General features: G+C 41.0%; 14 protein-coding genes, 1 pseudogene and 2 riboswitches. Of the genes and pseudogenes, 7 read left to right on the top strand and 8 right to left on the bottom strand.

From position 1 onward, the window contains the following. Positions 1–2: 2 nt before the first annotated feature. Genes MLE13_RS04085 through mtnW form a run of 3 tightly spaced genes read right to left on the bottom strand, consistent with a single transcriptional unit; the run spans position 3 to position 2,499 of the window. A complete protein-coding gene (locus MLE13_RS04085; RefSeq protein WP_240748187.1) occupies positions 3–617 on the bottom strand; it encodes a methylthioribulose 1-phosphate dehydratase in 615 nt (204 codons plus the stop codon). Then, positions 614–1,279, bottom strand: coding sequence for a 2-hydroxy-3-keto-5-methylthiopentenyl-1-phosphate phosphatase (locus MLE13_RS04080; RefSeq protein ID WP_276323813.1), 666 nt, complete (start codon positions 1,277–1,279; stop codon positions 614–616). Before MLE13_RS04080 ends, MLE13_RS04085 begins: the two co-directional genes overlap by 4 nt. Continuing rightward, the gene (mtnW, locus tag MLE13_RS04075) at positions 1,276–2,499 is read right to left on the bottom strand and encodes a 2,3-diketo-5-methylthiopentyl-1-phosphate enolase (RefSeq protein ID WP_240748185.1); all 1,224 of its coding nucleotides are present in this window, start codon (positions 2,497–2,499) and stop codon (positions 1,276–1,278) included. Before mtnW ends, MLE13_RS04080 begins: the two co-directional genes overlap by 4 nt. A gap of 75 nt (positions 2,500–2,574) precedes the next feature. Then, a riboswitch (SAM riboswitch) is annotated at positions 2,575–2,684 on the bottom strand. 242 nt (positions 2,685–2,926) lie between these two features. Continuing rightward, positions 2,927–3,080: riboswitch (SAM riboswitch) on the top strand. Positions 3,081–3,158: 78 nt separating this feature from the next. Here mtnW and mtnK point away from each other — a divergent pair. The 4 genes and pseudogenes from mtnK to MLE13_RS04055 form a co-directional block, all read left to right on the top strand. Continuing rightward, positions 3,159–4,349, top strand: a complete 1,191-nt coding sequence (mtnK, locus tag MLE13_RS04070; RefSeq protein WP_240748184.1) for an S-methyl-5-thioribose kinase — start codon at positions 3,159–3,161, stop codon at positions 4,347–4,349. Continuing rightward, on the top strand, positions 4,346–5,407 hold the full coding sequence (gene mtnA, locus MLE13_RS04065) for an S-methyl-5-thioribose-1-phosphate isomerase (RefSeq protein WP_240748183.1): 1,062 nt from the start codon (positions 4,346–4,348) through the stop codon (positions 5,405–5,407). Before mtnK ends, mtnA begins: the two co-directional genes overlap by 4 nt. Positions 5,408–5,572: 165 nt before the next feature. Then, positions 5,573–5,707 (top strand): hypothetical protein, encoded by a 135-nt coding sequence (locus MLE13_RS18055; protein ID WP_430905198.1) that lies wholly within the window; start codon positions 5,573–5,575, stop codon positions 5,705–5,707. Next, positions 5,686–5,904, top strand: a pseudogene (locus MLE13_RS04055) (ABC transporter permease); the annotation flags it as partial. The gene MLE13_RS18055 and the pseudogene MLE13_RS04055, both read left to right, overlap by 22 nt. 36 nt (positions 5,905–5,940) lie before the next feature. On the opposite strand, the gene MLE13_RS04050 reads toward MLE13_RS04055, so the two are convergent. After that, the gene (locus tag MLE13_RS04050) at positions 5,941–6,477 is read right to left on the bottom strand and encodes a dihydrofolate reductase family protein (RefSeq protein WP_240748182.1); all 537 of its coding nucleotides are present in this window, start codon (positions 6,475–6,477) and stop codon (positions 5,941–5,943) included. A 230-nt stretch (positions 6,478–6,707) separates the two neighbouring features. Between MLE13_RS04050 and MLE13_RS04045 the strand changes: the two genes are divergently transcribed. Further along, positions 6,708–7,715 (top strand): EAL domain-containing protein, encoded by a 1,008-nt coding sequence (locus MLE13_RS04045; RefSeq protein ID WP_240748181.1) that lies wholly within the window; start codon positions 6,708–6,710, stop codon positions 7,713–7,715. A gap of 67 nt (positions 7,716–7,782) precedes the next feature. Then, positions 7,783–8,121 (top strand): potassium channel family protein, encoded by a 339-nt coding sequence (locus MLE13_RS04040; RefSeq protein ID WP_240748180.1) that lies wholly within the window; start codon positions 7,783–7,785, stop codon positions 8,119–8,121. A gap of 38 nt (positions 8,122–8,159) precedes the next feature. Here the strand turns inward: MLE13_RS04040 and MLE13_RS04035 are convergent, their stop codons facing one another. From MLE13_RS04035 to MLE13_RS04020, 4 genes are all read right to left on the bottom strand, one after another. Next, a complete protein-coding gene (locus MLE13_RS04035) occupies positions 8,160–9,167 on the bottom strand; it encodes a FecCD family ABC transporter permease (RefSeq protein WP_240748179.1) in 1,008 nt (335 codons plus the stop codon). After that, positions 9,164–10,162 carry a FecCD family ABC transporter permease gene (locus MLE13_RS04030; protein ID WP_240748178.1) on the bottom strand — a complete coding sequence of 333 codons (999 nt, stop codon included), beginning with the start codon at positions 10,160–10,162 and terminating at the stop codon, positions 9,164–9,166. Before MLE13_RS04030 ends, MLE13_RS04035 begins: the two co-directional genes overlap by 4 nt. An 89-nt stretch (positions 10,163–10,251) precedes the next feature. Next, complete coding sequence (locus MLE13_RS04025; protein WP_240748177.1) at positions 10,252–11,166, bottom strand: iron-hydroxamate ABC transporter substrate-binding protein; 915 nt, start codon at positions 11,164–11,166, stop codon at positions 10,252–10,254. Between the two features lie 5 nt (positions 11,167–11,171). Further along, the gene (locus tag MLE13_RS04020) at positions 11,172–11,963 is read right to left on the bottom strand and encodes an ABC transporter ATP-binding protein (RefSeq protein ID WP_240748176.1); all 792 of its coding nucleotides are present in this window, start codon (positions 11,961–11,963) and stop codon (positions 11,172–11,174) included. Positions 11,964–12,096: 133 nt separating this feature from the next. Here MLE13_RS04020 and MLE13_RS04015 point away from each other — a divergent pair, with 133 nt between their 5' ends. Further along, positions 12,097–13,146, top strand: a complete 1,050-nt coding sequence (locus tag MLE13_RS04015) for an NAD(P)/FAD-dependent oxidoreductase (RefSeq protein WP_240748175.1) — start codon at positions 12,097–12,099, stop codon at positions 13,144–13,146. Positions 13,147–13,258: the final 112 nt, after the last annotated feature.

Genomic DNA, 13,258 nt, shown 5'->3' with positions numbered 1-13,258 from the left:
TCTTATTTTAACTGTAGTTGTAATGCTAATTGGTATTGAAATAAAAACTCGCAGGCTTCAAGTAGTTTTTTTGCCTCAAAACTATTTTTCCCCCACACGGTAATGCCGTGATTACGGATTAGCACGGCTCCTTTATCTGCCGAAATAGTGGCTTCAAACTCACGGGTGAGTGTTGGGATATCTGCGTGATTAGCAATAATGGGAATTGTTAGAACAGCATCTTCTTCCCATAATCCGAAAGCTTTAATCAGTTCCTGTCCTTGAAAATCGATTTTTCCAGCATCGCCATATAATTCGGAAATGACATTATTGGCAACCGTATGGACGTGAAGACTGCAACCGGCTTGGGTCTTTCTGTAAATTGCACAATGCAATAAGGTTTCAGCAGAGGGTGTTAAGAATTTTTCAATGGTGGGTTGTCCATTTTCATCCACTAGTAGAAAGTCTTCATTTGTCCGTTTTTTCTTGTCTTTACCACTGGCAGTGACTAAGAACTCGAGTGGTTCGTCAGTCACTTTAATGGCTAGATTTCCACTAGTCCCCATAAACCAGTCGCGAACAGCTAGTTCATCTTTGACATCCGCTAGTTCAAGCCATTTTTCATTCAATGCGATCATGACTTCACTCCTATATATTTATCCACTATAGCGATAACTTCATGAAAAGTTTCAAACGGTTGATAATCGATTCTAGCTTCTTTGCATTTGTCAGCCAGTAAATCTCGAGCGATGACAAAATCAGCTTTTTTAGCGGCTTCCCAATCACTGATCGAATCTCCAATCACAATGCTGTTAGTGCCTTCGGACAAAAGTTTACGGATGATGGACGGTTTACAGCAGCCACATCCTTGACTCGTACAAATTTCATCACAGCCATGCGGAAATTCAATATGGATGAGATCTTTCGAGAAATCTGCGCTGTTGCAATAGATGCCATCAAAGGGACCAAAAGGTTTAAGAAGTGGATAAACGAAAAAATCGATGCCTCCACTGACAATGTATAAAGAAAGTTCATGGGTTTTTACATAATCGACAAAATCACGAAAACCTTCTCGTATTTCAGCTTGGTCGAGAACATATGAAACAACATCATCCTTTGCGGACACAGGGAGCAATGAAAACATTTTCGCTACACCCTCACGTATAGATATAGATTGATCAAGGATTTGGTTTTTGATGGGTTCCCAACCAGGCGGATCAAATTTCTTCATGATTGCGATGATGTTATCGTTGGCTGTAATCGTGCCATCGAAATCGCAGAAAATAATTGGTTTGTTCAATTTTTTGACCCCCATAGCTCAAGTGCTGTTTCTAATTGTTCGTGTTTTTTACTAGCATGTTCTAAGGTTTCACCTTGTAGTACCGCGTCAATTGCTTGTCTAAAAGCTTGTCCGCCGCCAATGGCTCCAGCTGGATGTCCATGGATACCACCACCGGCATTTATGACGCTATCGATGCCATAGTCTGCCATCAGCAAAGGGACAAGCCCTGGGTGAATCCCAGCTGAAGGCACTGGAAAACTGCGTTTTAACGAGCTTTTCTTAGTCAGTTCTTCACCGAGCGAAAGTGCAGAGGATTTTTCCAAAGCGACACTGCCGTATGGCGATGGGAACAGTGAGAAATCTGCACCAGCATAACGAGTCAATTTGCCAAGTGCCAGTGGTGTGGCAAGTCCATAAAAGGAAGATGAAGTAAAGGCACCGCTGAATGCGGGGTGTGCCATCAATGGCAAAGCAATGTCATCGTCTTCAGCAAGTTCTTGCATAACATCTAATCCGTATGCATGAACATTGAACAATAAAGCGTCAGCTCCAAGTTCGCGAGCTTTTCTTGCTTTACTTCGCAACTCGGAGGTTCTACCCGAAAGATTTACTGCATAAAGTGTGCGATGACCCGTTTCTTCATAAACCTGTGTTAACACTTCTTTACCTGCAATAATGCGCTTTTCAAATGGAGTCAAAGGATTATCAAATAGAATTTCATCATCTTTAACGAGGTCTACACCGCCTAATGCCTGTTGTCGCAATTGAGTAGATAAGTAATCCAAGTCACGCCCGATGACACCTTTGAATATGCTCATGAGTAGCGGCCGTCCAGTTACACCGAGTGTATGGCGGATTTCTTCAATACCAAAGCGAGGTCCGGGAAAATACTTGAGCAATTCATCACTGAAATCCAAATCCAATAGTTTTATTTCACCATCCAGAGATAATTTGCCGAAAACGGTAGTGAGAATTGCAGGAAGATCTGCTGAGAAATTAGCTGATGGATAAGCGATTGAAACTTCAGCTTTTATCAAACCTGATTTTAAGGGATGGGGATTTTCTTCAAATTCTTTTATGGAAATGACATTTCCTTTATGCTGTTTTAATTGCTCTTGTTCAAGAAGTGGCAAATTGGTCCAGGACCCGATTGTCAGTCCTAGCGCAATACCTTCAGCTTTTTTCTCAAAGGACCCGGGCTTTCCATATAATTGATAAGTAGCAGTTAAAATGCTCATTTACTCCACGCTCCTATGTAATGTTAAAAAATAAAAAACCTCTTCAAATAAGAAGAGGTTAAGGGTTTTAACAACTTCTTATTTCTCAGCCACTGTTTCTGACTGCAAGAATTAGCACCGTGTCCATTGCTGGACCGGTTGCCGGGTATCATAGGGCTTGTCCCTCCACCTGCTCTAAATAAGAAAGATTATGAAATTGTGTAGGTCATTTTTATAAAGTGATTTAAGAACTTGAAAGTATTGATAGTTCATCAACACGCTCGGCTTTTTTGAGCCTATATCTAGAAGTAATTCTGATTATTTCACGTGTATAATAGTCTGTCAACTCTATTGTTGTAAAATTTTTTTAATTGAAAAAATAGAGTTGACAGTCAATTCTGAAACATGATAGGATTCTTTTCAGAACTCAATAGCATGACAAGTAGTACTCTTATCAAGAGCTGGCAGAGGGATTTTGGCCCGATGACGCCCAGCAACCGACCGTAATACCGTTGTGAGACGGGGCGCTTTTGCGCCAGGATGAAATTCCTGCAAGGCACGGTGCTAATTCCATCAGAAATTTACTTTCTGAAAGATAAGAGGCGTGGAATCTCTCTTATTCTGGCCTCTTTCTTTTAGAAAGAGGCTTTTTATATTGCCCAGGAAAGGAAGAGAAAACAATGACGCTTACTATTCCAACAACTTATAAGGGACTAACTGAAGCGACGGCTATTGCTTTAGCAAAAGCCGTCTATACTTTCGAGCCTACTGCCGAATTGAGCTGCCGAGAAATTGGAGATGGCAACTTGAATTATGTTTTCCAAATTGAAGATTCGAAAACAGGCAACCGTGTAATTATTAAGCAAGCACTGCCATATGCCAAGATCATTGGTGAAAGTTGGCCACTGACTTTAAAGCGTGCAACGATTGAAGCCAATGTTCTTAGAAAGCACGGGGAGTTTGTGCCATCCTTGGTACCGGTCGTTTATGCGGCGGATGAAACATTGGCGATTACGGTGATGGAAGATTTGTCTCACCTTGTTATTGCACGAGAAGGGTTGATCAACGGGCAGAATTTTCCTAGATTGTCGCAGGATATTGGTGAATACTTGGCGCAGACTTTGTTCCATACATCAGATTACGGTCTTCATCCTTTTGAAAAAAAACGCTTAGCTGTCGAGTTCTCTAATCCAGAGCTATGCAAAATCACAGAAGATCTTGTTTTTACGGATCCTTTTTTTGACCTTGAAACTAACAATTATGAACCACAGCTTCAATCAGCGGCAGAAGCAATTTGGAGAGACCAAAAGTTACAGCTAGAAGTAGCTAAATTGAAAAAAAGTTTTTTGACTGAATCGGAAGCCTTGCTACATGGAGACCTTCACACAGGCAGTATTTTTGCTAGTACAACTGAAACCAAAGTCATTGATCCAGAGTTTGGTTTTTATGGTCCAATCGGATTTGATGTTGGCTTATTTCTAGGTAATTTAATTTTTCAATCGATTACGCGAGAGGGTATCGAGCGTCAGGTGATTGTGTCTCACATTGAGAAGACGTGGGAAGTTTTTGCTTTATCATTCAGTGAACTATGGAAAACGCAGAGTGTTGAATCGTTCAGAGACACACGAGGTTATTTAGAATACGTTCTCGAGAAAGTCTTAACAGATGCAGCTGGTTTTGCCGGCTGTGAATTGATTCGTCGGACAATTGGCTTAGCACACGTCAAAGATTTGGACAGTATAGTGGACACAGAAAAAAGAATTAACTTTAAAAAACAGTCGCTACATACAGGGAGAGCATTAATCTTGCAGCGCCAACAAATCGGCTCAATCACTGATTTACTGGAGATTTTAAAGGAGCTGCGCAAATGAGCATTCCTTTATCTATCAACTGGAATGGTCAGCAACTGACTATTCTAGACCAACAAAAATTACCACACCTTATCGAATACGTAACACTTGAAACTATAGAAGACGTTTACGAGGCCATCTTCTCATTAAAAGTTCGTGGTGCTCCAGCGATTGGCATTACAGCCGCCTATGGATTGGCTATCGGAGCTCAGCGACATGATACAGCTTCACTAGAAGTTTTTCAGCAATATATCCAAAAAGACGCATCGTACTTAAACGCTTCAAGACCGACTGCTGTCAACCTTGGTTGGGCATTAAATCGTCTACAAGATAAAATTCGAGAGGCAATTAACGTCCAGCAGGCAAAGCAGTTATTGCTAGCAGAGGCCATTAAAATTCATGAAGAAGACGAAGCCTCCTGTCGGCGTATCGGTGAGCATGCGTTGACGTTGTTAGAAGGGCACACAAAAGTCATGACTATTTGCAATGCAGGTTCCATTGCCACTGCAAAATATGGAACAGCCTTAGCACCGTTTCACCTTGGCAGTGAACGCGGTCGTCATTTTGAAGTGTATGCCTGCGAAACTCGTCCGGTTTATCAAGGTGCGCGTCTGACAGTATGGGAACTGCAACAATCAAATGTTGATGTGACGTTGATCACAGATAGCATGGCAGCACACACCATTAAAGCAAAAGACATCGAAGCGATCATTGTCGGTGCAGACCGCATTGCCGCCAACGGTGACACTGCGAATAAGATTGGCACCTTTAATTTGGCTTTATTGGCCAAAGCTTTCGATATTCCTTTTTATGTCGCGGCGCCAATCTCGACATTTGATCTGGGAATTGAAGATGGCACTGCAATTCCAATTGAAGAACGAAACTCAGAGGAAATTACTCATATGAATGGACAGCCGATTGCGCCACTTGGCACTAATGTATTTAATCCTGCATTTGATGTGACACCGTCGAATTTAATTACCGCTATTATTACCGAAAAAGGCATCATTTCTGAAGATTACCAAAAAAACATCCATGAGTTGCTTGGTGCATTTATAAGAAAAGGAGAAAAAATATGAAAAAAGATCTTTCTGTCTCCTCGCCAATTTATTATTAATTAGTATTTTATTGACAGCTTGCCAGCCAAACGGAGAGGTCAGCGAAGAAAAAACGTCTTCGGATACAGAGGCTAAAACTTCGGTGACAATGTGACCGTTTTCACTTCTGACGGAGATTTGGCGAAAATGGCGTCTAACTTGGATGCCGCGATTAACCAAGGCGTCGATGGTATTTTGATTGATCATGGAACAAAAGAATCGTTAAACCAAGGGTGGATTAAGTACTGGAAAAAGGAATTTCTGTTGCTGCTGTCTTTGTAGGATATTCAGTCTTAGGGGCAGGCAAACCAAATGCGCTAGGGACATTTTTTGGTGCTGCGGTTATTGGAGTCTTATTGAACGAACTGACGATTCTAAACCTTCCTTATTATGCTTTCGATATCATTAAAGGCAGTGTGTTGGTTGCTGCCTTAGCAGTTACTTATGTTTATGCTAAAAAGAAATTCAATAGCACATGACAAAGGCTCTCTATACAGGAGCCTTTTACTAATAGATTATTTATCCGGGGTATAACTGGCAATAAGGACACCTGAATCGGTTGACCGGATATTCTGTAAGTTGAACATTTTCTGATCGGCATTTTCCTTAAATAGCCGTTTTCCTTCACCTAAGACGAGTGGGAATGTCATTAAATGAAGTTCATCAATCAAGTCATGTCTCAGTAAGGTTTCGATAAGTTCGGCACTGCCATAGACCAATAATCGTTGACCGGTTTTTTTCAGTTTAGCCACTTCTTGTGCTACGTTGCTGGTGATTAAACGTGCGTTCCATTCAGTTCGTTTCAAGCTAGTAGAAACCACATACTTTGGTAATTTGTTGATACGCTCTGCAAATCCCTCTTCATCTTCTGCAGAAGGCCAAGCTGCCGCAAATCCTTCATAAGTTACGCGTCCCAGCAACAAGGCATCACTACTAAACAACAGATCCAACTGGAATTTAGCAATCTCGTCATCCCAGTAAGGTGCTGTCCAAGACGGTTCTTCCATAACCCCATCCAGTGTCAAATACATAGCTACGATAATTTTTCCCATAATCATTCTCCTTTGTGAATGAATTAATAGCGGGCGGTTCTTGAAGCATGATGATTCGAGTGGCTATAGCATTAATTCGATTTCAATTGAAATACTCCTTTAAAATTTGGTGGAAATTATCAACTGTTTAACAATAAAGAAGAATAAATTGACTTTTTTTATAAAAAAATAACAGTTTTTAGTATTTATCAAGTAAACTATAGCTACTGTAAAAATAGGAGTGATAGATAATGCAATGCAATAACTGCACAGTTGCAGCCATAAAATTTGAAATTAAGCTAGAAGGACAAACAAATCTTTCGGCGTTGCCAATGGTCATAGAGCACTTGAAAAGAAGAGAAATTGATGTTGTTCAAAAGGGCAACAAACTGCAAATAGATGAAAAAGGTGCAAGAGAGTTTCTCGATTTTTGCAACGACTTACTAGTGATGGAGGCTGCTACTTTTCGTATTAACCAGGAAGCTTGGCAGCCACTACAAGAGATGTCAGAAGTCTTCGCTATGGAATGGATCGATGATGTCATCAAAAATGAGAGAATCATTTGCCACTATCAACCAATTGTAGATAGCGAGGAAAATATTTATGCGTTTGAAATGTTAGCGCGTTTTAAAAACGAAGATGGCTCGATGATTTATCCGAATGAAATTTTTCCTGCGGCAAAAACACGCGGCCGTTTATATGCACTCGACCGGGTTTGCAGGATGACTGCGGTGAAATATGCAGCCGCATTAAATGGAACAAAAGCGTTCATCAACTTTATCCCGACGTCGATTTATTCGCCCGAATTTTGTTTGCGGTCGACCATCGCATTGTCTGAGAAATTAGGGGTAAACCCGAAATCATTAGTGTTTGAAGTAGTAGAAACTGAAAAAGTAGACGACCTCGATCACTTAAAGAAAATTCTCAGTTATTATAAATCGAGAGGCTTTGACTACGCATTAGACGATGTCGGGGAAGGGTATAGCACAATTGAATTATTGGCTGACTTAAAACCGAAGTATATGAAACTCGACATGCAATTTGTTCAAGACGTTGCAACGGATACAAAAAAACAAGAAATCGCCAAAAAGTTTCTGGAGAAATCACAGGAAATTGGCTCGATTCCGTTAGCAGAAGGTATAGAAACACGCCAAGATTTTGATTGGCTAAAGCAGCTCGGTTATCAATTATTCCAAGGGTATTATTTTGGGAAACCAGCAGCAACGCCTATAACTGTAGTTCAAACCCCAACAACTTAACTAGTTGTTGGGGTTTTTTATCAAAGTATTTATACTGAGAGAATAAATAAAAAGAAGAGGCGATAAAATGATATCCTTTATTTTGACATTAAGACGCATGCTAAAAGCCTTTTTTCAACTGATTAAAGATAAAGAATTCCAAGTATTGCTTGGATTAACGGCAGTGATTTTGTTATCGGGCACGATTTTTTATTCGACAGTAGAAGGCTTTACCGTAGTAGACGCACTGTATTTTAGTGTCGCAACATTAACAACTGTTGGGTCAGCAACTTTGGAACCAGCAACTGATTTCGGCAAAATTTTCACCATCTTATATATGATTACAGGTATTGGCGTCATGTTGAGTTTAATCTTGAAAGTATCTGTGCAAATGCAAAACAAAAAGAAACAAACGGAAACTAAATAAACAGCCAGGATTCTTCGACTATGAAGAATCCTAACTGTTTATTTTCTCAACAACAAATAGATGAAATAAGGCGCACCGATTAACGCGGCCATAATGCCTGCTGGAATACCTGAAGGCTCGAGTAAGTTTCGTCCGATTGTGTCTGCTAGTAACAATAGCCAACCGCCTATCAAAATCGCAAGTGGTAAAAACAATTGATGTCGCGGTCCAACGATAGCTTTGGCGATATGCGGGGCCATTAGCCCGATAAACGCGATTCCACCAGCAACAGAAACCGCAGAAGCGGCTAAAGCGACAGCTGCCAGTAGCAACACAAGTCGTTCTTTTTCAATAGAAACACCAATCCCGACAGCGACAGGATCGCTCAGCCCGAGAACGTTCATGCGGTTTGCTTTATATAACGTAAACGGGATTAATATCAATAACCACGGAAGGATGGCAATGATAAATGGCCAATCCGCTCCCCAAATACTACCTGCTAACCAATTGGCGATAAAATCAACTTTTTCTGGTTCAGCAGAAGAAATGAGCACAATCATAACGCCAGAAAGTGCCATCGAGAAGCCAATTCCGACGAGAACTAAACGAACAGGTTGCAACCCCGCACTTCGAGAATAAGAAAAAGCATAAATTAATATAGCCGTTAAAAGTGCACCACCAAAAGCGACAATCGGTAGCAAGTAAGCAAAAGCCCCAACTTCAACTGGGATAAACAAGAAGAACACCGCAATGGCAACACCAGCTCCAGAATTGATCCCAATGATTCCAGGGTCTGCTAAGTCGTTACGCGTCACACTTTGTAAAATAGCGCCAGACAAAGCGAGTGCCATTCCGGCTAGTAAGGTAATTAAAATTCGCGGCAAGCGAATTGAAAACAAAATAAATTCTTCTTTAAATGTTCCTTGTCCCAATATAGCAGGCATTAACCGATCATAAGAAATAGGTGAATAACCTAAGCCCATACTGAGCATGGCTGTTAGTAAAATTAGTGCCAGCAAACCATAATACGAAATTCGTTGCTTTTTGCGTAAACTAGGATGAATCATGCGAATGCTTTGCCTCCTTTACGAACAATGATTAGGAAGAACGGCAAACCGAGAATTGCAATGATTGCGGCGACCGGAGTTTCAAAAGGCGCGTTGATTGTCCGACCAATTAAATCTGCGAGCAACATGAAAGTCGCTCCAGCTACGGCAGACATCGGAATGATAAAGCGGTAATCGGTTCCAACAATCGCACGAACGATATGGGGAATCATCAACCCGATAAATGCCATATTGCCAGCAAGTGCCACAGCAGCACCTGCAAGAAGAGTAATAATGACAAAAAGAATCGCTTTAATTTGCGCTGTTTTTTGTCCTAAGCCAATTGCAGCTTCTTCACTTAAACTTAAAATAGTTAATTGCCGTGCTAACACGAAGGCCACGAGTAACGACACGACGATAAAGGGAACCACTACTTGTAGTTGTCCCCAAGAAGTGCCGATCAATCCACCCGCGGTCCATTGGGAAACGTTTTTTGAGATATTAAAGTAAAGGCCAATGCCTTCAGCAATTGCTGTCAAAAATGCCGATATCGCGGCCCCTGCGAGAACAATGCGAAAAGGCGAAAACCCACCTTTTTTAGCAGCGCCAATCCCAAACACCAACGCTGCGCCAACTGCGGCACCGATAAAACAAGCAATCATAATACCGAAATAATTCGCCGCCGGAACAAACGCTAAAGTAAACGCAAGCGCGGCATTAGCCCCAGCTGTTAAACCGAGAAGCCCCGGGTCAGCCAGTGGGTTGCGTGTCATGCCTTGCATCATCGCACCGGATACAGCAAGAGCAGCACCCACAAAAATGGCCGCGACTTCACGCGGCAATCGAATTTCGCGAATCACACCAATATGATCGCTAGAAGAAGTCGAAAACAAAGCGAGTCCGACTTCTTTTAAACTGATATCCGCCGCACCGAAAATTAAAGAAACCATCAAGGTCAGTGCGAGTAAGACAAAACTCAAAGTTAATTTAATTGGAAAGGGAATTTTAGGTGTCATTAGTCATCATCTTTTCCTAAGAATAAAAGAGAGATTCTTTAACAGAATCCCTCTTTTTTGTTATATAAATTGGACTCACTGGTATTGCCTCACTCACCTAAAAAGTTTTCGATAAAGAAATCCAATTGGTATTCGAGTGTGAGGGGGTCGTTAAAGTAAAATTCTTTGGCGTTGGCTTCAAAAATTTGCTCGCTTTTGGCAGCCGGAGTGTTTTTGTAAACATCTGTTTCTTGGAAGGAGTTATCTTGCATGCTGTCTTTACTAAAGATAACGTAATCACCCATGTATTCAGGTAATACTTCTTGAGACAACATGTAATAGCCGTCTGCTAAAGCCATTTTTTCTACTTTTTCAGGCATTTTTAATTTCATTTCTTGGTAGAGAATTTCGGTTCCGCGTCCCCAGTTATCTCCGAAAACGTATAACTGCTTATCGAAGTTTTCAATAACCGAAACAGTGGTATCTTGGCCGATTTTCGTACGAATGTCTTCCCCAGCTTGTTGCGCACGTTCTTGGAAATCGGTAATCCACTCTTGTGCTTGTTGTTCTTTGTTCAGTAATTTCCCGATTTCAAGATGCTGTTCCAAATAGCTTAAATTGCCGTATGTAAATGTCACAGTTGGAGCGATTTTGTTTAATTTGTCAATATTATTGATAGTGGACCCACCGATAATCAAGTCTGGATCTAATTCAATAATTTTTTCAAGGTCTGTGTCGGCTACTTCTTCTACATCTTTTAGTGGTTCTTCAAAGCGAGGATTCATTTTTGACCAAGAATCGACACCGACTAATGGAACGTCTAGAGACATCACGTCTCCGCTATATGTAGATAAAACAATAACGCGCTGTGGATCAGCTGGAACTTCTACAGGACCATTTTCAGATTCATAAGTAATCGTGTCAGAGCTAGTGTCGCTAGTTTCTTTTGCAGCAGTATCAGAATTACAAGCACTAAGAAGAAGTAGTAAAGAAAATAAAGTGAGAGGTAAAAATAGTTTTTTCATATGGGTTAAACTCCTTTGATTAAGTTATAAGTTGTACACATCGGTTTTTGCGTTCGCGGATCAAGCCCGATTTCTGCATCAATTCGAAAAACTTCTTTCAGGACCGGTTGCGTAATCACGTCGTGGCAATTGCCGGCTTTAACGATGTTGCCGTCTTTCATCGCAATAATATGGTCTGCAAAACGAGCAGCTTGGTTTAAATCGTGAAGCACCATGATGATGGTTCGTTCTTGCTCTTTATTGAGTTGTTGCAACAGCTCCAATATTTCTAGCTGATGCGCCATGTCCAGGTAAGTCGTAGGCTCATCTAAAAAAATCATTTCAGTTTCTTGTGCAAGTGCCATTGCAATCCATACACGTTGGCGTTGACCACCAGATAACGCATCGACCGGATGGTACTTAAAAAATTGTGTACCTGTAACATCGAGTGCCCAATTGATGATGTCATAATCTCTTTTAGACAGGCGGCCAAATCCTTTTTGGTAAGGAAAACGACCGTAAGAAACGAGTTCACCAACTGTAAGTCCGGCGGCACTATCAGGTGTTTGTGGAAGAATCGCCATTTTTTTTGCGAGTGATTTTGTATTTTCTTGTGCAATATTGCCGCCATCTAAAACCACTGTTCCGGATTGATGCGGAATCACACGAGTTATCGCTTTTAAAAGTGTAGATTTTCCGCAGCCATTCGAACCGATGATTGTCGTAATCTTTTTATCCGGAATTTCAACAGACAAATCCTTCACAATCAAGCGATCTCCGTAGCTAATATTTAGCTTCTCGGTGAATAAGCGCACCATTTCCAAATCCTCCTTTACAAAATTTAATGTATTTTTCATTGATAATGATTATCATTTTCAGTACAATACACACTATAAGACTAATTTTTATGCTTGTCAATACAGAATCTGATAGGGCAGGAGTGAGGTATAGATGGGGAAAAGTGTACTTTTTGATGTAACAATTATCGGTGGGGGACCTGCAGGTTTATACTCGGCTTTCTACAGTGGCTTACGAGAAATGAAAACAAAGATTATCGAATTTCAACCACAATTGGGTGGAAAGATTCATGTTTATCCAGAAAAAATGATTTGGGATGTTGGAGGACAGCCTCCGATGCAAGGTGCTAAATTGATTGATCAGCTAGTAGCACAAGGACTGACATTTCAGCCAGAAGTGGTATTGAATGAAAAAATAGAAGCGATTGCCAAAAACGAAGAAGGACTTTTTGAATTGAAAGGTTCTTCAGGAGAGGTGCATTTGTCGAAAACAGTTATTGTGGCAGTAGGAGGCGGTATTTTGAACCCTCAAAAGCTACAAATCGAAGGAGCAGAACGTTTTGAAGTATCCAATTTAAATTACACCGTAAAATCTTTAGAACGCTTTAAAAACAAAACCGTGCTCATCTCTGGAGGGGGCAACTCAGCAATCGATTGGGCGAACGAGCTCGAACCTATTGCTAAGCAAGTGTACATTACGTATCGTAAACCAGAACTCGCAGGGCACGAAGCACAAGTAACACAGTTGATGAACGGATCAGCAATTTGCTGTTTAGAGACCAACATTACGCGCCTGATTGCATCGGACGACCGGGATGCTATTGAATTTGTTGAGCTAACACATCAAGAAACAGGAGAAACTCAAATTATCTCCATTGATGAAATGATTATCAATCATGGCTATGAACGAGATATTAGTTTGCTCGGCAACAGTCCTTTAAACATCGACATCGCCGACGACTATTACATTGCAGGAACACCAAGCAGTGAATCTTCTGTTGAAGGTCTGTTTGCAGCCGGTGATATTTTACAGCACGAGGCAAAACTGAATTTAATTGCGGGAACATTCCAAGATGCTGCTAACGCCGTCAATAAAGCCAAACAATGGATTCAGCCAGACGCGCGTAAAGTTGCCATGGTGTCTTCGCACAACGAAGTGTTTAAAAAGCGTAACAAAGAGTTGGTCAAACAACTGTTAGTGTGAGAGAAAGGTACATCCATTTAAAATCTTTAAACGCACCTTTATTTGTAAAAAATGTATGGTAAAGTGTGGAAAAGGGGGATGTGTGATGGGGTGGATGATCATAGTTGTTGTA

The organism is Planococcus halocryophilus (assembly GCF_022489025.1).
In the GTDB taxonomy this organism is placed as follows: domain Bacteria; phylum Bacillota; class Bacilli; order Bacillales_A; family Planococcaceae; genus Planococcus; species Planococcus halocryophilus_A.
Note: the sequence above shows the minus strand (reverse complement) of the source record. Positions and strands in the feature narration are given on the sequence as shown.